At 66.0% G+C, this 22,085-nt stretch carries 16 protein-coding genes; 12 read left to right on the top strand and 4 right to left on the bottom strand.

Annotation, left to right across the window (positions count from 1 at the left end; all coding sequences use genetic code 11):
• Nucleotides 1–589: 589 nt before the first annotated feature.
• Nucleotides 590–1,423, bottom strand: coding sequence for an ABC transporter permease (locus tag VT03_RS20670; RefSeq protein WP_075094739.1), 834 nt, complete (start codon nt 1,421–1,423; stop codon nt 590–592).
• A 401-nt stretch (nt 1,424–1,824) separates the two neighbouring features.
• Here VT03_RS20670 and csrA point away from each other — a divergent pair, with 401 nt between their 5' ends.
• From csrA to VT03_RS20635, 7 genes are all read left to right on the top strand, one after another.
• The gene (gene csrA / locus VT03_RS20665) at nt 1,825–2,022 is read left to right on the top strand and encodes a carbon storage regulator CsrA (protein ID WP_075094738.1); all 198 of its coding nucleotides are present in this window, start codon (nt 1,825–1,827) and stop codon (nt 2,020–2,022) included.
• A gap of 84 nt (nt 2,023–2,106) precedes the next feature.
• Nucleotides 2,107–3,372 (top strand): polysaccharide pyruvyl transferase family protein, encoded by a 1,266-nt coding sequence (locus VT03_RS20660; RefSeq protein WP_075094737.1) that lies wholly within the window; start codon nt 2,107–2,109, stop codon nt 3,370–3,372.
• A 455-nt stretch (nt 3,373–3,827) separates the two neighbouring features.
• Nucleotides 3,828–4,364: a cupin domain-containing protein gene (locus VT03_RS20655; protein ID WP_197489026.1), complete on the top strand. Its 537-nt coding sequence runs from the start codon at nt 3,828–3,830 to the stop codon at nt 4,362–4,364.
• Nucleotides 4,361–6,298: a WD40 repeat domain-containing protein gene (locus VT03_RS20650; protein WP_075094735.1), complete on the top strand. Its 1,938-nt coding sequence runs from the start codon at nt 4,361–4,363 to the stop codon at nt 6,296–6,298. The genes VT03_RS20655 and VT03_RS20650 overlap by 4 nt, the downstream gene beginning before the upstream one ends.
• A 712-nt stretch (nt 6,299–7,010) precedes the next feature.
• Nucleotides 7,011–7,760 carry a TrmH family RNA methyltransferase gene (locus tag VT03_RS20645; protein ID WP_197489025.1) on the top strand — a complete coding sequence of 250 codons (750 nt, stop codon included), beginning with the start codon at nt 7,011–7,013 and terminating at the stop codon, nt 7,758–7,760.
• Nucleotides 7,761–8,091: 331 nt separating this feature from the next.
• Entirely contained in the window at nt 8,092–8,640 is a 549-nt protein-coding gene (locus VT03_RS20640; protein ID WP_075094734.1) for an inorganic diphosphatase, read from the top strand.
• A 237-nt stretch (nt 8,641–8,877) separates the two neighbouring features.
• Nucleotides 8,878–12,015: a PVC-type heme-binding CxxCH protein gene (locus VT03_RS20635; RefSeq protein ID WP_156514654.1), complete on the top strand. Its 3,138-nt coding sequence runs from the start codon at nt 8,878–8,880 to the stop codon at nt 12,013–12,015.
• 386 nt (nt 12,016–12,401) lie between these two features.
• Here VT03_RS20635 and truB read toward each other — a convergent pair whose 3' ends face one another.
• From truB to VT03_RS34300, 3 genes are all read right to left on the bottom strand, one after another.
• The gene (truB, locus tag VT03_RS20630) at nt 12,402–13,259 is read right to left on the bottom strand and encodes a tRNA pseudouridine(55) synthase TruB (RefSeq protein ID WP_075094732.1); all 858 of its coding nucleotides are present in this window, start codon (nt 13,257–13,259) and stop codon (nt 12,402–12,404) included.
• A 109-nt stretch (nt 13,260–13,368) separates the two neighbouring features.
• Nucleotides 13,369–13,947, bottom strand: coding sequence for a hypothetical protein (locus VT03_RS20625; RefSeq protein ID WP_075094731.1), 579 nt, complete (start codon nt 13,945–13,947; stop codon nt 13,369–13,371).
• A gap of 78 nt (nt 13,948–14,025) precedes the next feature.
• Complete coding sequence (locus tag VT03_RS34300; RefSeq protein ID WP_075094730.1) at nt 14,026–14,334, bottom strand: hypothetical protein; 309 nt, start codon at nt 14,332–14,334, stop codon at nt 14,026–14,028.
• Nucleotides 14,335–14,433: 99 nt separating this feature from the next.
• Between VT03_RS34300 and VT03_RS20615 the strand changes: the two genes are divergently transcribed.
• The 5 genes from VT03_RS20615 to VT03_RS20595 all read left to right on the top strand — a co-directional run bounded on the left by VT03_RS20615 (nt 14,434) and on the right by VT03_RS20595 (nt 21,785).
• On the top strand, nt 14,434–17,523 hold the full coding sequence (locus VT03_RS20615) for a PVC-type heme-binding CxxCH protein (protein ID WP_075094729.1): 3,090 nt from the start codon (nt 14,434–14,436) through the stop codon (nt 17,521–17,523).
• 542 nt (nt 17,524–18,065) lie between these two features.
• On the top strand, nt 18,066–18,488 hold the full coding sequence (locus VT03_RS20610) for a hypothetical protein (RefSeq protein WP_156514653.1): 423 nt from the start codon (nt 18,066–18,068) through the stop codon (nt 18,486–18,488).
• Nucleotides 18,489–18,900: 412 nt separating this feature from the next.
• The gene (locus VT03_RS20605; protein WP_075094727.1) at nt 18,901–19,851 is read left to right on the top strand and encodes a DUF1559 domain-containing protein; all 951 of its coding nucleotides are present in this window, start codon (nt 18,901–18,903) and stop codon (nt 19,849–19,851) included.
• 76 nt (nt 19,852–19,927) lie between these two features.
• On the top strand, nt 19,928–20,314 hold the full coding sequence (locus VT03_RS20600) for a hypothetical protein (protein ID WP_156514652.1): 387 nt from the start codon (nt 19,928–19,930) through the stop codon (nt 20,312–20,314).
• Nucleotides 20,315–20,387: 73 nt separating this feature from the next.
• On the top strand, nt 20,388–21,785 hold the full coding sequence (locus tag VT03_RS20595; protein WP_075094725.1) for a carboxymuconolactone decarboxylase family protein: 1,398 nt from the start codon (nt 20,388–20,390) through the stop codon (nt 21,783–21,785).
• Nucleotides 21,786–22,085: the final 300 nt, after the last annotated feature.

Below are 22,085 nucleotides of genomic sequence, written 5' to 3'. Positions count from 1 at the left end.
AGATGCCTGAAGGAGTGAGTGTCCAAGCGCGGACGCCGTGCCGGATGCCCCACATCAACCCGCCTTGAGTGCAGAGCAAGCGTTGTCGCGCCAGGGAGTGCTCCTCTTATTTGTGTGCCGCGCTGCGTCGTGGTTCCGCGGAGAGGAGTTCTTTCGTCCCTGACGGGACTGCGCCGGCGAACGGGACCTGAGACCCACCCTTGAAAGGGTGGGCTATTTTCGGCCGTCCCTGGCGGGACTTCCTGGCGGCGGCCGGTGTTGAAGAAGGGGGGCGGCGCTGGAGCTCATGCTTCAGGCTGCCTACCGGGTGGTCTTCGAGCGGACGACGCCAGCGGGGCACGCCGAAGCATGAACTCCAACGAGAAGATGCCTGCGATGAGAACCCGGTTTCCCTGCACAGCTCGGCCTGGAATCAGAGCGGGTTGGTGTGGGGGGCATCCGGCACGGCGTCCGCGCTTGGACAAGTGCTCCTTCAGAAAATCCCCTACGAGACGGGCCTCCGGCGGGCAAAGGGGCGTTGCCCCCTTGCATCCCCCACCAGGGGTGCCCCCCTGGACCCCGGATCTTGGAGCCGCCAGTAACGCGCGGTTTAACTGCTCGCGCTGCGATAACTCGCCAGCGCCGTGTTGAACACGCGCCTCGACAAAAACAAACCCGCCACCGCAGCCAACGGCGCCACCACCAGAATCCACCGATTCGGCTCCAACACCTTCCCCAGAAGCACCTGCGCCGGAACCGTCACCACAACCAGAATCGGAACAATGAACGAGAACCCGAACCAGATCACCTCACCCAGCGGACGCTGCCGGTAAATGTTCGACGGATACCGACCAAACACCGTGATGTAGAACCAGAACTCATACACCGTCTGGTTCCGACCCAGCCAGATCGCCGTACTCGCCAGCGCAATCATCAGGCTGTAGTAAAACGCCACCGCCACCGCCACCAGCAACAGATACAGCACCACCTGCATCAGCGTGATCGACCCCGCCGAGTAAATCACGGAATACCCCAACAGCAACGCCGCCCCCGCAATCTCCGAGATCACCCCCAGATCCACCGACTGCAGCGACACCAGAAACTGCGTGTCGATCGGCTTCAGCAGCAGGAAGTCCAGATTCCCCGTCCGCACCAGCTCGCTGAAGTTCGCGCAGTTGGGCATGAAGAAGAACTCGACCAGGGCATTGATCAACAGCCCCGTCCCCATAAACCCCATGTACTGCTCCCGCGTCCACCCCGCCACACCCGGCGTCTTCGCGTAGATGATCTCGAACAGCAGCACCTGCGACGTGATCCAGAACGCGTTCGTGAACAGCTCGATCAGAAAGTTCCCGCGGAACGACAGTTCGCGCGCAAAGGAATTCTTCAGACACGTCAGCCAGACGCGCCGGTAATTCGGGCGGAAAGGTTGTTCCTGGGGCATGGGAAACAGGATAGCCGATGGAACAGGGGCCCAGCAGGCACAAACTGCCGGACGGACCACCGACACCTGCACACCAAGTGCAGCTAAACCAGTTCCAGTCGCCGCCAGCTGCTCAAAAAGCAGGCACCGATCGCCACTGCTCAAGTTTTGGGCTGTTGGAAAATTGGCCGCTGGAAATTGCGCCGGATTGGGCTGGCGTTGCGGGGGCGTGCCGTTATCCTTTTGATAACGCAGTCAGATTGATTCATGCGGGTTGGATTGGGTCTGCCCCTTGTATTGCTTCCCGATTGCGTCAGGATGGTGCCCAGCGGTTCGAGTTTTCCGGGCGCTTTAGCCCTCAGAAATGGTTTTCTGGTCCTCGAGCCGAGTGCGGCACTCCCCGTCAAGGAAAGGGGTTGGCCATGCTGGTGTTGTCACGCAAGGCTGGTGAGCGGATCCTGATCGGCGAAGACATCGCGATCACGGTGGTCCGGATCGGTCCCAACACAGTGAAGATCGGGATCGACGCTCCGCGGGATATGAACATCGTCCGCGAGGAGCTCTGTCAGGCGATCAAGGCGGGACCGTCCGCCGAAAAGCCGGGCGCGGAACCCGCTTAACGGGCTCGGGCGATTCGAATACTCTGCGAGGTGCGCAGCCGGCGATGAAGCTGCGCCCCGACCTCGCGCATTCGGTCACCCAATATGTCTCCACTCGCCTCGCTCAACCGCCGGCAGTTTCTCTCGGCCGGCCTCGCGGCCACGCTTGCGGCTTCGCTTCGGGCCACCACGGCCGCCGCTGCTGACGGTCGTCCGCCCCGGATCCTCCTGCGGTCCAGCTGGCAGACGGTCAACATCGGCGACATCGCCCACACGCCGGGCGTGCTGCGGCTCCTGGAGGACCACCTCCCCGAGGCGGAGGTGACCCTCTGGCCCGGCAACGTCGGCAACGGGGTCGAGGCGATGCTCCGCCGGCGGTTCCCCAAGGTCCGCTTCGCGCTCGACAAGGAGACGGTGGCCCGCGCCTTCGACGAGTGCGACTTCCTCCTCCACGGCTCGGGGCCGTCGCTCGTGGGACAGAAGCAAGTCGCCGAGTGGAAGGCCAAGACCGGCAAACCGTACGGCGTCTATGGCATCACGATCGGGGCGATGACCGACGAGCTTCGCGGCCTCCTGACCGCGGCCCGGTTCGCCTTCTTCCGGGACACCGTCTCGCTCCAGTTCGCGAAGGACAACGGCGTCACCTGCCCGGTGATGGAGTTCGGTCCCGACGGAGCCTTTGCGGTCGACCTCCGGAACGACGACGCCGCCGAAAAGTTCCTGAAGGAGCACGACCTCGCGCGCGGAAAATTCCTCTGCTGCATCCCGCGGCTCCGCTACACGCCGTATTGGAAGATCCACAACCGCAAGCAGACCGAAGAGGACGTCCGCCGCTTTGCCCACAGCACGTCGCTGAAGGAACATGACCATGCCCCGCTGCGGCAGGCGATCATCGAGGTGGTCCGCAACACCGACATGAAGGTCCTCCTCTGCCCCGAGGACCAGAGCCAGATGGACGTGGCGAAGGAGATGCTTTTCGATCCGCTGCCGGAGGATGTCCGCAAGCGGGTGGTCCACCGCTCGACTTACTGGCTGACCGACGAGGCCCTCAGCACCTACGTCCGCTCGGCGGGGCTGTTCGGCCTGGAGATGCATTCTCCGATCATGTGCATCGGGAACGGCGTCCCGGCGGTCGTCTGCCGGTTCAGCGAACAGACAAGCAAGGGGTTCATGTGGCGGGATATCGGCCTGGAGGACTGGCTGTTCGATATGGATAAGGAGGACGAGGTGGCGCGGATCGTTCCGACTGTCCTTGGGATCGCGAAGGATCCGGCGCTTGCTGCGGCCCGCGTCCAGGCGGCCCGTGAGTTCGTTCAGCAGCGGCAAAAGGCGACGATGGGGACGCTTCGGCAGTCGTTGAAGATCGGCTGATCCGGGATGTTTGAATCACAGGACGAGTCAATACCCCCAACTTCACCGGCCCAATCACCGGGTCCAGGGGCACCCTGGTCAGGGGGTGCAGGGGGGAGAATCCCCCTTGCCCGCCGGAGGCTTGTCTCGTCGGACACTGTCTGAAGGAGATCGCGTCCAAGCGCGGACACCGTGCCGGATGCCCCCTCACCTAACCCGCGGGGATTGCAAAGCCAGCGGTGTGATGTGAGGGAGTCCTCATCGCTGGTACCAGAAAGGGGACATCCGTTGTGTCCCACGGTTCCTCATAGAAAATGCCTCCGGCGGCAAGGGGGCGTGGCCCCCTTGACCCCAGGCTGCCGTCGCACATTGGGTCTGAGGTGGCATAGCCGCGCCGGCAAGGACGTGGTTCGAGCCAAGGAATGCATTCCAGAGACAAAACCGAATCCGTTGCCCAACAGCGAGAACCTTCTGCCATGACCGAACACGCTCCGATGTCACCATCCGCCATGCGGCCAGACTCGACCGACCGGACCCTGACGGTCGTTCGCGCCGATGAGGCCCGCCACCCGCACGTCGCCATCGCCGGGGACACCTATACGATCCTCGTCACCGGGGCCGACACCGGCGGGCAGTACTGTCTGGTCGATATGTACGTCCCACCCGGCGGGGGGCCGCCGCCGCACCGGCACGACTTCGAGGAGATGTTCCGGATCCTCGAAGGGGAGATCGAAGTCACCTTCCGCGGCGAGAAGGCGACGCTCCGCGCCGGCGACACCGCCAACGTCCCGTCCAGCGCACCGCACACGTTCCGCAACGTCTCGGACCAACCGGCCCGCATGCTCTGCCTCTGTTCCCCCGCGGGCCTCGAAGAGTTCTTCCTCGAAACCGGGACGCCGGTCGCCAGCCGGACCGCCCCCGCGCCGCCGATGACCGCCGCGGAGCAGGAAGCGTGGATCGCCAAGGCGGTCAGCCTCTCCGCCAAGTACGGGATGGAGTTCCTCAAATCTTGACCGTCGCGGAGGACGATGCCGCCGGCGCGACGACCAGCCTCGGTCCCGGCCCTTCGTCCCCGTTCGGGTGCCCGGTGCGGTTCCTTTCGATGCTCGCCGTCTGCGGGCTGGCCGCGGTCGTGCTGCTGGGCAATGTCGCTACTGGGCAGGCGCCGGAGGTCACCCTGGAGCGGGTGATCCGGACCGAGGGGCACACGTCCGAAGTCTTCTGCGTCGCGCGGAGCGGCGACCGGAAGTGGCTCGTCAGCGGCGGATTCGATCGCACGGTCCGGCTGTGGGATGTCGCTACCGGGCGGAACACTGTCACGCTTGCCGGGCATACGCATACGGTCAACAGCGTTGCGGTCTCGCCCGATGGCCGGACGATCGCGAGTGGCAGCGGCGATGGGACCGTCCGGCTGTGGGACGTCGCGACGAAGGAGTCGACGCACGTCCTCCAGGGAAACGGGATCGGCGTGAACACCGTTGCCTTCTCGCCGGACGGAACTGTCCTGGCGGAGGGGCGCGACGACGGCACGATCCGGCTGTGGGATGTTGCCGCCGGCCGGGAGCGCTCCACGCTTTCGCGCCATGAAGAAGCGGTGTCGTGCCTCGCGTTCCGCCCCGATGGAAAGCAGCTCGCGAGCGGCGGGGACGACCATGCCGTCCTGATCTGGGATCTTGAGAAGAGCATGATCGCCCGCCGACTCGAAGGGGCGAAGAGCTTCGTGAACACGGTCGCCTGGAATCCCGACGGGACGCGCGTCGCCGCGGGGGGTGAGGACAAGGTCGTGCGGATCTGGAATGCGGCGACCGGCGAGAAGATCCGTGAACTCCCCGCGCTGCCGGACGCCGTCACGACGCTCGCATTCAGCCCGGACGGGGCACAGCTTTTCGCCGGGGGGGATCGGGGATCGCTGCGGCTGTGGGAGGTCGACTCCGGGCAGGAACGAGCCACCTCCGTCGCCGCCGCGCCGGTCCTGCGGGTCGAGTTTGATCCCGAGGGACACCCGCAGGCGGTGACGCGCCGGGATGGGATGATCTGGTTGTGGGATTTGGGGGCGAAGGCGGCGACGGCGACGTTTGAGTCGTCGTCCGCGTTTCTGAGCATCGCCTTCCACCCGGACGGGAAACGGCTGGCGAGCGGCAATGGCCGGGGGCTTGTGCAGGTCTGGGATGGGACGACGGGCGAATCGCTGCGGACGTTCAAGGAACACCACGGCCCGGTCCGTGCCGTCCAGTTCAACGGCGCCGGGATGCTGGCCAGCGCGGGCGATGACGGGATCGTGCGGACGTGGAACGTTGAGATGGGACTCGAGCGGATCGTTTTCGAAGGTCGCAACGGACCGATCCGCTGCCTGGCCTGGTGCGACGAGGGGCGGTTGCTGGCCTTCGGGATGCCGATCGGTGCCGTCCTGTTGAGCGATCCGGCCACCTCCGCACTGCGGGCCTCCCTGGTCATTCACCGCAGCCAGGTCAAAGTCCTCGCCGCGAGCCGCGACGGCATGAGTCTGGCGAGCGGGGGTGAAGACTCGCCGATCGGGCTGTACGCGATCATGCCAAAGCCTTCGACTCGCGGGAGTCTGGTGGGTCAGACGGGCCCCGTCTGGACGCTGGCCTTTGCTCCGGACGGTAAGCGGCTGGCCAGCAGCGGCGACTCGCGGACGATCCGTCTTTGGGATGTGGCGGCCGGGAAGGTTGTGATGGAGCTGACGCGGCATCAGGCGCCGGTGGAGAGTGTTGCCTTCAGTCCCGATGGGAAGTGGCTTGTCTCGGGGGCGAACGATCGGCAGGTGATCTTGTGGAATGCCGAGACGGGTGAGCCGGTGGTCCGGTTGTTGGGGCACACGGATTCGGTGACGAGTGTCGTTTGCAGTCCGGATGGGACGAGGTTGGCAAGCGCGGCGGCGGATGGCACGATCCGGCTTTGGAAGGGCCTGCCGCAAGAAAACTAGAACTCCCACCACCCCATCCGGGTCCAGGGGCACCCTGGTGGGGGATGCAAGGGGGCAACGCCCCTTTGCCCGCCGGAGGCCTGGCCGTCGAGAGATGTCTGAAGCGCGCCGTGTCCAAACGCGGACAACGTGCTGTATGCCCCTCACCAACCCGTAGGGATTGCAAGGCGAGCGAGGACCTCTCAACGCCGGGTCCACAAAGGGGACATCCGTTGTGTCCCACGGTTCCTCATGGAAGCGCCTCCGGCGGCAAGGGGGCGAGGCCCCCTTGACCCCAGCGGCCGTCGCACGTTGGGTTTGAGGTAGCCACGTCGTGCCGGCAAGGATGCGGTTTGATTCCATCGCTACGCGGACGTGGTGATCCGCTGCCGGGAACCGTAAGCTGCCCGACATTGGCGACCCCGAACGTCGCCTCCCGTCCCACTCCGCACCTTCGATGAAGCCCCCCCGCAAACCGTCCCGCCCCTCCGATCGCGGCCCCCGCCCCGACCGCGGTCCCCGCCCCGGCTTCACTCCCGGCGCCGGTCCTCGTCCCCCCAAAGGGCCCCCATCGAAGGGACCCTCCCAGGGACCGCCGGCCAAAGGAGCTTCCCAGGGGCCGCCGCCGCAAGGACCGCCACCGAAACGGCTGCCAGCCAAGGGACTGCCAGCAAAAGGGCCGGCCCGCGAACGCGACCGCCACGTCGGCGAGACCGAGGAAAAGTACCACGGCGTGCGGGCCTGCGAGGCCCTCTTCGCCCGCCGGCCCAAGGACGTCATCCGCGTCTATATTACGGAGGATCGCCGACGGCACTTCTCCGCCCTCCTCGACTACTGTGTCCAGGAGCGCAAGGGTTTTCAGGTCGTCGAAGACGACAACCTCGAACGGATCACCGGCTCGATCCACCACGAGGGGATCGCGATCCTGGCCCGCGAATACCGCCGCTGGTCGACCGGCGACATGATGCGGTGGCTGGAAGAGAAGCGGCTCTCCGGCCCGTTCCTCTACCTCGACGGCGTCCAGAACCCGCACAACCTCGGCTCCATCCTGCGGATCGCCTCCCACTTCGGAGTCAGCGCGATCCTGGGGGCCAAGGGTGACCTCCCGCCCCTCTCCCCCGCCGCGGTCCGCGTCGCCGAAGGGGGAGCGGAGTTCGTGCCGGTCTACGGCCTCACCGACCCGGTCGGGGACCTGGAGCGGCTCAAGGAGTTCGGCTTCCGGATCGTCGCGACGTCGAGCCACCACGGCGATGCGGTCTACGGCGCGCCGCTCGGCCGGCGGATCGTGGTCGTCCTGGGGAGCGAGGGGGAGGGAATGTCCCCCCCGATCGAGGCCCTGGCGGACCAGCTCCTCCAGATCCCCGGAACGGGCGTCGTCGAGAGCCTCAACGTCTCGGTCGCCTGCGGAATCCTGCTCAGCGAAGTCTGGCGGCGCTCCCACGAGCCTCCGCCGTCCGATCGCTCCCGTGGACGGCGACGGTAATCGTCCGGCCCGAAGGTCCCGTCTCCGGAATTGGCGCGAGCCGGGACCTTGGGAGGGCGAAGCTCCTGCTGAGCCGCGAACCGTCCCCGCGTCTTCGATTCCAACCGGACCGGCTGCAACCGAAGCGGAGACGGAGGTTCGGCCGTGTCGAGAGTGGAAGCCCGGCAACGTCTGCGGCTCCGCAGGAGCGTCGCCCTCCCGTGGTCCGCAACTTCGCGGGAGCTTCGCCCTCCCGTGGTGCGGCTCGGCGAGGAGTCCCTTGCGACTCGTGTCGCGGGCCTACTATCGTGCCGGGACAGCGCTTGGACCCTCTTCCTACCAAAGAGCCGCAATGCATCCCTGGCATGATGTGACCCCGGGTGAAAACCTGCCGCGTGAGTTCACGACGGTCATCGAGATCCCCATGGGCTCGAGCGTCAAGTACGAGCTCGACAAGCAGACCGGCCTGCTGAAAGTCGACCGCATCCTCTACTCCGCCGTCTACTACCCGGCGAACTACGGCTTCATCCCGCAGACCTTCGCCGAAGACGACGACCCGCTCGACGTCCTCGTTCTCTGCCAGGAGCCGGTCGCCCCGCTGACGCTGGTCCAGGCCCGTACGATCGGCCTGATGACCATGATCGACAACGACAAGAAGGACCACAAGATCCTCGCCGTCGCCACGCACGACCCCGAGTACGCCTCGTTCCGGGAAGCGAGCGAGCTTCCCTACCACCGCCTCGCCATGCTGCGGCGGTTCTTCCAGGACTACAAGCAGCTCGAAGGGAAGGCGGTCGAGGTCGACGAGATCCTGGACTCCGCCCCGAGCATTCCGATCATCGAAGACGGCCTTCAGGCGTACAGCGAACGCCGCCGCCGCGGCCTGCTGACGAAGCACTGAGAGTCGTCAGTCAATCGTCGTCAGGGGTCGGTGAGTTGAACCGCTGGCGGCGGACGGTACTTTGGATCGGACGATGCTTGCGCGTCGTCCGTTTTTTTGCCCCGATGTGAAGCCCCAGGATCCCTCCGTCGACAAGCTCTGAACTCCCTACCACCGCCCTCCCCTTCGCCCGCCTGAATTCAGCTGTTTGATCGCACGCGCTCCTGTGGTCACGCTGCCAACCTGCTGGATCTGAATATGTCGTCTCGCTCCGCTGCCGCGCCCGCACTGGCGGTTCCGTTCGCCGCATTGGCCCTCGGTCTCTTCACCGGCGCCCTCGTCCTCTCGACGGCCCCCTCTCCCGCACCGGCCCAGACGCCTCCGACTGCCGTCGCGGCGGCTCCCGCTGCTCCGGCAACGACGCCAGCTCCCGCACCCGCGGCGGCTCCGATGGCTGCGGCCCCTGCCGATCCCGCGGCGCCCCCTTCGCTCGCCGAGGAAATGAAGCGGCTGCCGCCGGTGGAGATCGCCGACGTTCAGAAGACGTTCAAGGTCCAGCACGGGTTCTCGCTGCAGCTCGTCGCGCATGAGCCGGACGTCCTCGATCCGGTCGATGCCTGCTTCGACGCTTACGGCCGGCAGTATGTGGCCGAGATGCTGGGCTATCCGTACTCGGAAGAAGTCCGCGAGATGCAGCCGATGCCGCTCGGCAAGAAGAACGCCTGCCAGGTCCGCCGGCTGGAGGACACCGATGGCGACGGGATCTTCGACAAGAGCACCGTCTACGCCGACAAGATGAGCTGGGTGGTCAGTGTCTGCTGCTACGACGACGGGGTCTTCGCCCTCGCGCCGGACAAGCTGTACTACTTCAAGGACACGAACGGCGACGGCGTCGCCGACGAGCGCAAAGAAATCATCGAGGGGTTCAGCCGTTACAACGTGCAGGGGCTGGCGAACAACATGAAGTGGGGGCTCGACAACCGGATCACCGCCAGCGGCGGGACCGCCCAGAGCAGCCTGCACATGGAGGGCAAGGACGTCGGTCCGCTGCGGGCGAGCGACTGGGCCCTCAACCCGAAGACGAACGAGCTGACCCGCGTCACCGGCGGCCAGCAGTTCGGCCACTCGTATGACGACTGGGGGAACCGGTTCGTCTGCAACAACAGCAACCACATCCAGCACATCGTCTATCCCCGCCAGGCGCTCGACCGGAAGGACTCCGGGATCACCGCCCCGCCGATCCGCTCCGTCGCCGCCGACGGCGCCGCCGCGCCGGTCTTCCGGACGAGCCCGGCCGAGCCGTGGCGCGTCGTCCGCACCCGCCGCCGGGCGGCCGATCCGGCGTTCCGCAAACGGGTCTCGGAGACCGAGCTCGTCGCAACCGGCTTCTTCACGTCGGCCACCGGCGTCACGATCTACCGCGGCGACGCCTATCCGCCGGAGTTCTTCGGCAACGCCTTTATCGGCGACGTCGGCGGAAACCTGATCCACCGCAAGACCGTCGGCGAGAACGGCGCGAGCTTCCTGGCCAAGCGGGCGGATGAGGGGGTCGAGTTCATCACCTCGACCGACACGTGGTTCCGTCCGACGAACTTCGTCAACGGGCCGGACGGGTGCCTGTACGTCCTCGACATGTACCGCGAGACGATCGAGCACCCGATCGCGATCCCGGATGACATCAAGGCGTTCCTGAACCTGGAGAGCGGCGACGACAAGGGGCGGATCTACCGGCTGACGCCGCCGGGCTGGAAGCACCGGCCGTTCCCGGTCCTGGCGACGAAGACCACCGTGGAGTTGGTTGCGAGCCTCAACTCGACGAACGGCTGGGAGCGGGAGACCGCCCAGCGGCTGCTCTGGGAACGGCAGGACAAGGCGGCCATCGAGCCCGCTCGAAAGCTGGTCCGCGAAGGGGCGACACCGCTGGGACGGCTGCACGCGCTGGCGGTTCTGGACGGTCTCGATGCGATTGACGAGGCGGACATGCTGGCCGCTCTGGCGGATCGCGATCCGCACATTCGCGAGCGGGCCGTGTGGCTCGCCGCGCCGCGACTGAAGGCGATGCCGGCCCTCGCGGGTCCGATCCTCGCACTCGCGAGCGAGGACAACGTCCGTGTCGAGTTCGCTGTCGCTTACGCCCTCGGCGAGATCGATTCGCCGGAGTCGCTCAAGGCTCTCACGGCGCTGGCGACCCGATCGGGGCTCAACTCCGACGTGCTTGAGATGCTGACGAGCTCGATCGGGACCCGGGCTCTGCCGCTTCTCGACGAACTGCTGGCGAAGGGGGACCAGGATTCTACGTGGCGGCGGCGGCTTCTGGCCCGTGCGGCGGCGACGGAGGAAGGGGTGCTGCAAATCCTTAACCGGATTGCGTCGCTCCCCGATTCCCCGGCGCGGAGCGGGATGATCGCGACCTTGGGCGGGCGGCTGGAGAGCTCGGGCAAGTCGCTGGCGGGCCTCATCGGTTCGCCGAAGCTTGCGGCTCCGGCGAAGGCGATGATCGAAACGGCGTGGACGGCTGCCGAGGGGCGGGCGACCGACTCGGCTGCTCCCTTGAAGGGACGGCTGGCTGTGATGCCGATCGTGGCGACGCTGCCGGCGGATCGGTTTGCGGGGCTGCTTGAAAAGCTGCTGTCGCCGCAGACGCCGCCGGAGCTGCAGGCCGCGGCAATCACGACGGTGGGGGGGCTCAACGCGGACCTCTCCGCGCCGCTGCTGGCGGTTTGGCCGCAGATGGGGCCGCACTTGCGGACGGTGACGATGACGACGCTGCTGAAGCGGAACGAGCGGATTACGGCGCTGCTGACCGCGGTGGGTGGCGGGGGGATTTCGCCGGGTGAGGTGGATCCGACTTCGCGGCAGACGCTGTTGTCGCATCCCAATGAGGGGATTCGGAAGCAGGCGGCGGCGGTGTTCGGGATGCCGAATCAGGACCGGCAGAAGGTGATTGAGAGTTACCGGCCGGCGCTGGAGCTGGCGGGGGATGTCGCGCGGGGGAAGCTGGCGTTTACGAAGCACTGCGTGACGTGCCACAAGGTCGGGAACGAGGGGGCCAATGTGGGTCCGCAGCTGGTTTCGGTGGTGAACAAGTCGCCTGAAGATCTGCTGATTGCGATTCTGGATCCGAACCGGGAGGCGCAGGCGATTTACCAGTCGTATACCGTGATCACGGATGCGGGGCGGGTGCTGAACGGGTTGATCGCGGCGGACACGGCGGACGCGGTGACGTTGCGGATGGCGGAGGGGAAAGAAGAGGCGATTCCTCGCGCTGAAATCGATGTGTTGAAGGCGAACGGGGTGTCGTTGATGCCGGTGGGTTTGGAGAAGACGGTGACTCCGCAGGACATTGCGGATTTGATTGCGTTGATCAAGTCGCAGGCGGCGCCCGTGCCGCAGTGAGGGAGGCGGAAGGGGTTCAGGCTGAAGGCGGAAGGTAGAGCGGCGCAACTCAGGATCATTGGCCCTCACCGGGTCCAGGGGCACCCTGGTCAGGGAGTGCAGAGGGGAGAATCCCCTTTGCCCGCCGGAGGCCTGGCCGTCGAGAGATGTCTGAAGCGCGCCGTGTCCAAACGCGGACAACGTGCTGTATGCCCCCTCACCAACCCGCGGCGCCTTCAGGGGCGAGCGGTGATCCTCAACGCCGGTTCCACAAAGGGAACGTCCGTTGTGTCCCACGGTTCCTCACAGAAGCGCCTCCGGCGGCAAGGGGTTGCCCCCTTGACCCCGGCTGCCGTCGCACGTTGGGTTTGAGCTATCCACGTTGCGCCGGCATGAACGGTGTCACGTCAGAAGACCATGACCGGCACGAGCTGGTTGTTGTGGACCCGCAGCAGCGACACCGCTTCGCCCGCATGAACCCCCACAACCTCACCGGGAGGCGCGTAGAGCAGACAGTCATGCCGCAGGCACCGCCCCATCCGCAACTGAGCCACATCGTGTGAACTCAGCATCACCTGCGGAAACCGCCCCAGAGCCTCCAGCGGCGAGCGGAGATGCGCCGCAATCACGTCCGCACTCAAATCCTCGATCGACAGCGCGTCGTCGATCCGAAAGTCCCCGATCCGCGTCCGCTCCAGGCCCACCATCAGCGCATGGGTCCCGAGAGCCAGCCCGATATCCCGCCCCAGCGACCGCATATAGGTCCCTGACCCGCACTCGACCTCCAGCCGAAACGTGGGAAAGTCGTACTCCACGCAGCGGAGCGCATGAATCTCCACATCCCGCTCCGGGACCTCCACCACCTGCCCCTTCCTCGCCCGCTCATAAGCTCGCTGCCCCCCGACACGAATCGCGGAGAACTGCGACGGCCGCTGACGAATCCGCCCCGTGAACCGCGGCAGGATCGCCTCCAGCTCCTCGCGCGGGATGTGCCCGACAGGCACGTCCTCCACAACCCCTTCACAGTCCTCGGTCTCGCTCCGTTTCCCAAAGACGAAGGTCCCGATGTAGGTCTTGCTCTCGTCCTGGATGTACGACACGAGCCGCGTCGCGTGTCCGACGCACACGACGAGCACTCCGCTGGCCAGCGGGTCGAGGGTCCCGGCATGTCCGACCTTGATCGGATGCACCCGTTTGCAGACGCGGTTGACGACGTCGCGGGAAGTGAGACGGAGGGGTTTGTTGATGTTGAGGAGACCGAACATGACTCGACGTGGACGCTATTTCCCGGGCAAAAGCGGCAGTGTGGCGGCTTGGCGCGTTGAATGACAGATTGAGGTAATCAATCAGCGCCGCAAAGTGGGTGACGGTTCGTCAAGTATGGTCTTGGTGGCTCTTGCACAGAATCAGATAGCCCGTGGGATGTCGCCACCACCAGGTTGACCACCAAGGGCCGCAGGCCGTCACACGGCAACCTCTCGTCTCGCAGTCGCGATAACGTGCGTTCGGTGCTTGGAAGAAGTCCTCGCTAAATGGACAGCACTGCTCCCGATCGGCGTACTCCAGTTGCCAGTAGTACCGGAACCCGGTCGCGGAATCCGTTTCGTGGGAGCAATGCCAGTTTCGAGGGACCAAGCCTCTGAGAATCTGCTGCCCCATTCCGGTCGGCATTATTCCGCCGACACCCGGCACTCTTCGGGAGAGGCTTTCCAGCGAGTCACCACACTCGTCGATCTCCCGCCAAACCCGGTCTGCAAGTTCCGTTGTCACAATGCCTATGAGGCCACCTTCGATCATCATCCGAATGCGATCAGATGCTTCGGCTTCCGTAGTGTCGTGTACTCCGGTGATGTGTTCGTTGACCCGAGACTCGTCGATCAGGCTGGCTGTCAAATCGGGACTAAAACCATGCTGAAAGGACCGCAGGAGGATTTCCTTTGTCAGCGCATCCATTGGCGTCTCGGGCTGATTTAGGTGACTCAATGCGTACGGGACCATCGGACGCAAGATCGGGACGAAGTCGCATCCTTGTCAGCTCTGTCCCAGATTTCGAGTACGCAGCCACCTGAGCAGTGTGGGAGCTCGATCTTTCAAGGCGTCCTTTTCGAGGAAGTCTCGCAGGAGAACCAGCTGATGATGGGTCAGCTGATGAAAGTCGAAACCGCTCGACGGGTGCCAGTGCAGGTGACCGTTCTCGAGGAAGTCAGACCAGCAGCTGGCGTCGACCATCACCTCGGGAGGAAGTCCCATCGCAACCAGGGCAGCCCGATTCTTCTCAATCCACTCGTTCCACGTCTTCTGTTCGCGGTGTGAATCCGATTTCGCTTGTCGAAATGCCATCACGGGTTCTCCGGGCGGTCCGGCACGATCGCAGTCGGTGGTATCGCCGCCGGAATTCTGTCACCTTGGCGAACCCTGACAATCTGGTGTGAGTGACGCATGCGCTTTCCCGCTCTCCTCCTGATGATCGCCGTCGTTTCGGCCTGCGCGGCTGCCGCGGCGGCGGACGACTTTCCGCAGCCGTTCAACACGCTCGACGATGCCAAGGCGGCCGCGACGCCGCCCGAGGAGGCGGTCAAGCGGCTGCGGCTTCCGGAGGGGTTCCGGGCGACGCTGTTTGCCGCGGAGCCCGATGTTCAGAACCCGATCGGGATGACGTGGGACGCGCGGGGGCGGCTGTGGATTGCCGAGAACTACACCTATGCCGACGGCCAGACCCGCTTTGACCTGGGGCTGCGGGACCGGGTCCTGATCTTTGAGGACACGAACGGCGACGGGCGGTTCGACTCGCGGAAGGTGTTCGTCGACAACCTCCAGATCCTGACGAGCGTCGAAGTCGGCCACGGCGGCGTGTGGGTCATGTGCCCGCCGCGGCTGATGTTCATCCCCGACGCCGACCGGGATGACGTGCCGGACGGACCGCCGCAGACCGTCCTCGACGGATTCAACGTCTTCAGCGAGAGCTATCACAACTTTGCGAACGGGCTGCGGTTCGGTCCCGACGGATGGCTCTACGGACGCTGCGGCGGGTCGTGTCCCGGAGAGATCGGTCCGCCGGGAACGCCCGACGCGCGGCGGGTTCCGCTGCGGGGCGGGATGTGGCGGTACCACCCGATCCGCAAGACGTATGAGACACTCTGCACCGGGACGACGAATCCCTGGGGGCACGACTGGGATGCCCTGGGGGAACTCTTCTATACCAACACCGTCACCGGGCACCTGTTCTACAACGTTGTCGGCGGGCACTTCCTGCGGAACGGGACGCTCGATCCGAACCCGCGGGTCTATGACCTGATGAGCCATCACGCCGATCACTTTCACTACGACACCGGCAAGGGATGGCAGAACTCCCGCGACGGCGCGGCGAACGACCTCGGCGGCGGACACGCTCACTCCGGCGCCATGATTTATCTCGGCGACAACTGGCCGGCCGAGCATCGCGGTCTCCTGTACACGATCAACCTCCACGGCCGCCGCGTGAACACCGAGCGGCTGGAGCGGCACGGCGGCGGATTCGTGGGCCGGCATGCGAAGGATTTTCTTCTCAGCGACGATCCCTGGTACCGGGCGCTCGATCTGTCGTATGGGCCGGACGGCGGGGTGTACATCATCGACTGGAGCGATACGGGCGAGTGTCACGAGCGGAACGGCGTCCATCGCACGAGCGGACGGATCTACAAGATCGTTTACGGCAGTCCGAAGGCCCCCGCGGCGTTTGACCTTCATCGGTTGAGCGACACCGATCTCGTGGCCCTGCATGGCTCGCCGAACGAGTGGTACGTCCGGCAGGCCCGGCTGATCCTGGCGGAGCGGCGGGCGGCGACACAGCCGCTGGCCGACGCCGCCACGGAGCTGATGCGGACGGTGGCCCGGTCCGAGGACCGCGTGCTGCGGATGCGGTCGTTCCTGACGCTGTTCAACATCGGGGCGCTCGACGCTCCGTTCCTGGGCGAGTGTCTCGCTCACACCGATGAAGCGATCCGGACGCAGGCGGTCCGGATGCTGACCGATCCGTTCCCGCTCGACGGGCCGCTGGGGCCGGTCCCCTACGACCCGGGCGCGACCGCCACGATCTCGCACGCGGCGGAAGCGGTCGCCCCGCTCCTGACGCGGGTGGCGCAAACCGATCCTTCGGGGCTGGTGCGGCTGACGCTCGCTTCGACTCTCCAGCGGCTGCCGGTTGGCCTGCGGGCTCCGCTGGCGCAGGCGCTCGTCTCCCATCCGGAGGATCGGGACGACCACGACCTGCCGCTGCTCGTCTGGTACGGACTGATTCCGGTGGCGGACGTCGATCCCGCGGCGCTCGTGCCGGTGGCGAAGGCCTGCCAGTGGCCGACCACGCGGACGTTCATCGCCCGCCGTCTTGCCGAGGAGATCGACCGCACTCCCGCGCCGCTCAGCGAGCTCCTGACGTTCGCTGCCACGCAGTCCGAGGACTATCGGCGGGACATCGTGACGGGACTCAGCGACGGACTCCGCGGGTGGCGGAAGGCGAAGATGCCGGCGAGCTGGAAGACGATCCTGCCGCTGCTCGAAACGTCATCGGACGAAAAGCTCGTCGCGATGGCGCGGGACCTGAACGTGCTGTTCGGCGATGGGCGGGCGCTAGATGAGGTGAAGCGGATTGCCCTCGACAAGGCCGCGCCGATGGCCGCGCGGCAGGCGGCGGTGGCGACGCTCATCGAGAGCCGTCCACCGGATCTCCGCGACATCTGCCAGCAGCTTGTCGGCGAGCGGGTCATCAATGTTTCCGCCGCCAAGGGGCTGGCGCTGTTTGACGATCCCAAGATCGGCGAGCAGCTCGTGAAGGCATACCGCGGGTTCCGGGCTCCGGAGCGGCCGCAGATCATGTCAATCCTCGTTTCCCGTGCGGCCTTTGCCCGGCCGCTGCTGGAAGCGATCGCCGAGGGGAAAATTCCGCGGGAGGATCTGACGTCGTTCCATGTCCGGCAGATTCACAGCCTGGGGGATTCGGCCCTCAGTGCGCGGACGACGGAGGTGTGGGGGCAGCTTCGGGACTCGTCGGCTGAGAAGCGGGCGCTGATGGCGGAGCTGAAGGGGCGGTTGTCCGATGAGGTTCTGGCGAAGGCGGACCTTTCGAACGGGCGGCTGGTCTTCCGGAACACGTGCCTCAAGTGTCACAAGCTGTATGGGGAGGGGCAGACGATCGGGCCGGACCTGACAGGGTCGAACCGGAGCAACCTCGATTACATCCTGGAGAACGTGATCGATCCGAGCGCGGTGGTGAACAAGGACTTCCGGATGACGATTGTTGTCCTCGTCGACGGCCGGGTGCTGAACGGGGTCATTACGCAGCAGACGGAGAAGACGATCACGCTGCAGACGCTGACGGAGAAGGTGACGATCGACAAGACCGACATCGAGGAGAGTCGGCCGACGGATCTGTCGCCGATGCCGGAGGGGCAGTTGCAGACGTTGACGGCGGATCAGATTCGGGATCTGGTGGCGTATTTGCGGCACCACAGCCAGGTGGCGCTTCCGCCGGGTGCGGCGGCCGAGGTCAAGTAACGCCGTTGTTGCCGACACGACGCTGATAGCTCAAACCCAATGTGCAACGGCAGCCGGGGTCAAGGGGGTCTCACCCCCTTGCCGCCGGAGGCGCTTCCATGAGGAACCGTGGGACGCCACGGACGTCCGCTTTGTGGAACCGGCGTTGAGGATCACCGCTCGCCCCTGAAGGCGCCGCGGGTTGGTGAGGGGGCATACGACACGTCGTCCGCGATTGGACCCTCGCTCTTTCAGAGAGATCGAGACGAGACGGCCTCCGGCGGGCAAGGGGGATTCTCCCCCTTGCATCCCCTGACCAGGGTCCCCCTGGACCCGAACAGGGCCAAACGATCCAGAGTCGCGCCGCTCTACCTTCCGCCTTCAGCCTGAACCCCTTCCGCCTCCCTCGCCCCTCTGCACTCCCCCACCAGGGTGCCCCTGGACCCGGTGAACGGGTTGCGCTTTAGATTTCCGTATGCCACGGACGATCTTCATTCCCAAACTCACTTCTTGCATTGCTCTCACTTCGCGGGTACGTTGCACGAACACTTCAGCCGGTCTTCATGCTTCAATCCCCCTCACTTCGCCCGTCGAAGATTCCAGCCGCCCTCGCGGTCCTGGTGGGGATGCTCTGTTTCCTGACGGCCGATTCCGCCTGGGCCCGCTGCGGCAACCTCCCCCACAACTGGGACCACGCCGCCATGCTCCAGCCCGAATTCGGGCTGCTCGGATCGACGCTGCCCGCCGGCCCTGACGCCGCCCCGCAATCGCCGATTCCGCCGAAGTGCTCCGGCCCGCACTGCTCGGAAGCCCCCGCCCCCACCCCGGCGCCGCGGTCCGTCCAGCCGGCGCCCGTCGGCGACCTCATCATCGCTCCCTCCGACCCGGTCAGCCCGTCCACCGCGACGAGCCTGGGCTGTGAAATCGAACACCTGCTTCGCGCCGTCACGCTGATCGACGGCATCCTCCGCCCGCCGCAAGGCTGATTCCGCCTCCCAGGAGGAAGTCCGGCCACCGATCTCCATCGAGAACCGGGCCGGCCGCTGCGCACGTCCCCGCTGAAGTCCGAAGGTCCGCCGCAAGGCTCTGCCCCGGCCACCTCGGATTGAGCCGCCCACCAGCGGCTTCCGCCGGACCGCGCCGCCGCGATTTCTCGCTCCTCCCCCCGGTGACTCTGAGCCTCGCTGCCTGTTGCGCTTTCGGGAATGTCGCCCCTTCGCGCGGTGTCTCTTTCGTGGCGGAAGAGAGCCCGCGGAGGGGCGGTTCCGAACCACCCGCCCGGCAGAAACGTCCGCTGCCACCCGTTCGCGGGGATCGCTCCCCGGTTCCGCTCCGCCACACCTCTTCGTCCATTTTCATTCGATTCGTACTCCCGTCTTTCCGCCGTCTGGAGCCGTCATGAAACGCCGTGGCTTTACCCTCATCGAGCTGCTGGTCGTCATCGCCATCATCGCCGTCCTCGTCGCCATCCTCCTGCCCGCCGTCCAGCAGGCCCGCGAGGCGGCCCGGGCCAATCAGTGCCGCAACAACCTCAAGCAGCTCGGCATCGCCCTGCACAACTACCACGAGACCATGGGGGGCTTCCCCATGTCGAAGAACTCGAACGTCAGTCTGTCCGGGCAGGCCCGCATCCTGCCCCACATGGACCAGACCGCCGTCTACAACCGGATCGACTTCAACGTCGTCTCCACGCACGCCAACAACAAGTTCGCGTACGACCTGACGATCCAGATGTTCCGCTGCCCCTCCGACACCGACGGGCTCCCGGCGGCGGCCGGCGGCCGGAACAACTACTACACGAACACCGGAACGACGGTCATGAACGGCCTGCCGGGAACGACCGTCGGCAGCACGAACTACGGCCTGCCGATGCCCGACGGCGTGATGTACCAGGACAGCTTCATCCGCATCGCCGACATCATCGACGGGACGACCAACACGGCCCTCATGTCGGAGCGGATGCTGGGTGACGGCAGCAACACCGTCAGCACGCCGGAGAGCGACACCTTCCAGCCGGGAACCTACCCCAATACGCCGGACGAGGCCCGCGACCAGTGCCACGCCGTGAACGTGGCGGACATGAGCAAGCAGGGGAAGTCGAACGGCGGCGCGCCGTGGCTCTCTCCGGACCACACGACGACCTACTACTACCACATCCTGACGCCGAACGACCGCTCCTGCATGTACCCGCCCAGCCGGATCGCCACGACCGCCAACAGCCGCCACACGGGCGGGGTCAACCTGCTCCTGTGTGACGGCTCGGTCCGCTTTGCCGGGAACAGCGTCGATCTGAGCATCTGGCGGGCCCTGGGGACCCGCAACGGCAAGGAGCGGATCGGCGAGTTCTGAGGGAGTTGGCAGCCGTCAGAAATCAGTCGTCCGTTACGAGATTTGAATCTCCCTTCTTCCGCAGCGAGCCATGTTCGTGAGTTCCCGTCCTTCCCTGGTGTCGCGTCGCGGCTTCGGCTTCCTCCTGCTGGCGGTGCTGGCCGGTTCCGGCTGCGGACATTCCGCCCGGAATCTGTCGCTCGATCCGGAGCTGGCCCGCAAGAGCTGCACCGAGTTCCTCGACGCCTGGAAAGCGGGAAAGACAGTCAAGGACCTGCTGCCGGCGATCATCGCCCGCGACGAGGACTGGGAAGGGGGCGCGGAGCTCGTGGCCTATGAAGTGCTTCCCGACGAACGGAGCGACGGCACGAACCTCCATATCCCCACCCGCCTCACGCTCAAGAAGCCCAAGGGGAAGGAGACCAAGACCGACGTGACCTACGTCGTCGGGACCTCCCCCGCGGTGTCCGTTTTCCGTGAATAACCTTTCCCGGGGTGACCGCCCGGCGGTTTCTCCACGCCCATATCCTTTCCTTCTCTTTCTCAGGCGACCCGTCATGCGACTCTCGATCAAGGTGGCCCTTTCGCTCGCCCTGTTTGGCTCCGCGGCCGGACTGCGGGCCGATGACTCCCCCGCCGCGCCCGCTCCCGCGCGGACCCGGCCGGAAATGAAGAAGCGGATCGAAGGCCTGAAGCAGCGCGAAGCCCGCCTGCCGCTCCCCTCGCTGAGCGCCGAGGACATTGCGGCCGGGGTCCGCTCGGTCAACAACGGCCGGCTGCGGTCGCTCTACCTTCCCGAATCGTGGCTGGCCTCGCGCTCGTCGACGGGCGGAAGCGGCAGTGGACGCGGGACGGGTGGAAGCTCGGGCGCAGGGAACAACCGCGGGGGCGGGTCGTCCTCGCTGGGCCAGATGGCGGCAGCGCCGGACTTCGGGTTCAAGACGCGTCTCTTCTGGATCGTCTCGCGGACAAATGACTGCCAGTACTGCCTGGGGCATCAGGAGCTGAAGCTCCGCCGGGCGGGGATGACGGAGGACCAGATCGCCTCGCTCGATTCCCGCTGGAGCGAGTTCCCTGCCGCCGAGCAGGCCGCGATGGCGTTCACCCGCAAGCTGACGCTGACGCCGCACCTGGTGACGCCGGCCGATGTGGCGGCGCTCAAGGCGCACTACTCCGACGAGCAGATCGTCGACGTGCTGCAGACGATCTGCGGGAACAACTCGACGAACCGCTGGACGGCGTCGACGGGGATTCCGCAGGACCGGTCGTTCGGCGGGGATGAGCCGAGCCAGCTCGACACGCCGACTTCGGAGGCGTTCACCTCCGTCGAGACGAAGGTGGCTCCGATCGACTATGTCCCGCGGCCGGCGTGGGAATCTCGTTCCGAAGCTGAAGCTGCGATGGCCGCCTGCCGTGGCCGGACGCCGACTGTGAAGCTCCCCACGGCGGATGCGGGCCAGGCGGCCATCGCGGCGGATACACCGGGCGTGTTGCCGCCGAACTGGGTGCGGGCTTCCGCGTACTCGGCTCCGTCGGCTCTTCGGTTGTGGAAGCATCGGCAGGCGCTGGCCCGGGATGGTCGGCTGGATGCGAACCTCAAGGCGCTGATCGGGTGGGTTTGTGCTCGTGAGGACCGGGCGTGGTATGCGGCGGCGCATGCCCGGGCGCGGCTGAATGCGATGGGTGTGGCGGATGATCGGCTGTTTGCGGTCGGGGGGGATGAGGGGGCGTTCTCGCCGAAGGAGAAGGCGGTGTTTGCGTTTGCCCGCAAGCTGACGTCGGCTCCGCATACGGTGGTCGATGCGGATGTGGCGGGGTTGCGGAAGGAGTTTTCGGATCACGAGGTGGCGGAGATTATCTTCCTGACGTGTGATGCGAACTCGTTCGATCGGTTCACGGAAGCGTTGCGGTTGCCGCTGGAGGAGGAAGTGGTGGCGGTGGGTTCGGCGCGATAGAGCCGGGTCCAGGGGCACCCTGGTGGGGAGTGCAGAGGGGCAACGCCCCTTTGCCCGCCGGAGGCCCGTCTCGTCTCGATCTCACTGAAAGAGCGAGTGTCCAAACGCGGACACCGTGCCGTATGCCCCCTCACCAACCCACGGGGATTACGACACGAGCGGCGAGTCCTCAACACCGGTTCCACAAAATGGACGTCCGTTGCTGACCACGGTTCCTCATGGAAGTGCCTCCGGCGGCAAGGGGGTGAGACCCCCTTGACCCCAGCGGCCGTCGCACAATGGGTTTGACGTAGCGGAGCC

Source organism: Planctomyces sp. SH-PL14 (assembly GCF_001610835.1).
In the GTDB taxonomy this organism is placed as follows: Bacteria; Planctomycetota; Planctomycetia; order Planctomycetales; family Planctomycetaceae; genus Planctomyces_A.
The sequence above is the reverse complement of the archived record's forward strand: the minus strand, read 5'-3'. Positions and strand labels throughout refer to the sequence as shown.

What these genes read in the sequence shown, in the direction of transcription:
- VT03_RS20670 (WP_075094739.1), bottom strand. Translation starts at nt 1,423, where the DNA reads ATGCCCCAGGAACAACCTTTCCGCCCGAATTACCGGCGCGTCTGGCTG.
- csrA (WP_075094738.1), top strand. Translation starts at nt 1,825, where the DNA reads ATGCTGGTGTTGTCACGCAAGGCTGGTGAGCGGATCCTGATCGGCGAA.
- VT03_RS20660 (WP_075094737.1), top strand. Translation starts at nt 2,107, where the DNA reads ATGTCTCCACTCGCCTCGCTCAACCGCCGGCAGTTTCTCTCGGCCGGC.
- VT03_RS20655 (WP_197489026.1), top strand. Translation starts at nt 3,828, where the DNA reads ATGACCGAACACGCTCCGATGTCACCATCCGCCATGCGGCCAGACTCG.
- VT03_RS20640 (WP_075094734.1), top strand. Translation starts at nt 8,092, where the DNA reads ATGCATCCCTGGCATGATGTGACCCCGGGTGAAAACCTGCCGCGTGAG.
- VT03_RS20635 (WP_156514654.1), top strand. Translation starts at nt 8,878, where the DNA reads ATGTCGTCTCGCTCCGCTGCCGCGCCCGCACTGGCGGTTCCGTTCGCC.
- truB (WP_075094732.1), bottom strand. Translation starts at nt 13,259, where the DNA reads ATGTTCGGTCTCCTCAACATCAACAAACCCCTCCGTCTCACTTCCCGC.
- VT03_RS20625 (WP_075094731.1), bottom strand. Translation starts at nt 13,947, where the DNA reads ATGGATGCGCTGACAAAGGAAATCCTCCTGCGGTCCTTTCAGCATGGT.
- VT03_RS34300 (WP_075094730.1), bottom strand. Translation starts at nt 14,334, where the DNA reads ATGGCATTTCGACAAGCGAAATCGGATTCACACCGCGAACAGAAGACG.
- VT03_RS20615 (WP_075094729.1), top strand. Translation starts at nt 14,434, where the DNA reads ATGCGCTTTCCCGCTCTCCTCCTGATGATCGCCGTCGTTTCGGCCTGC.
- VT03_RS20610 (WP_156514653.1), top strand. Translation starts at nt 18,066, where the DNA reads ATGCTTCAATCCCCCTCACTTCGCCCGTCGAAGATTCCAGCCGCCCTC.
- VT03_RS20605 (WP_075094727.1), top strand. Translation starts at nt 18,901, where the DNA reads ATGAAACGCCGTGGCTTTACCCTCATCGAGCTGCTGGTCGTCATCGCC.
- VT03_RS20595 (WP_075094725.1), top strand. Translation starts at nt 20,388, where the DNA reads ATGCGACTCTCGATCAAGGTGGCCCTTTCGCTCGCCCTGTTTGGCTCC.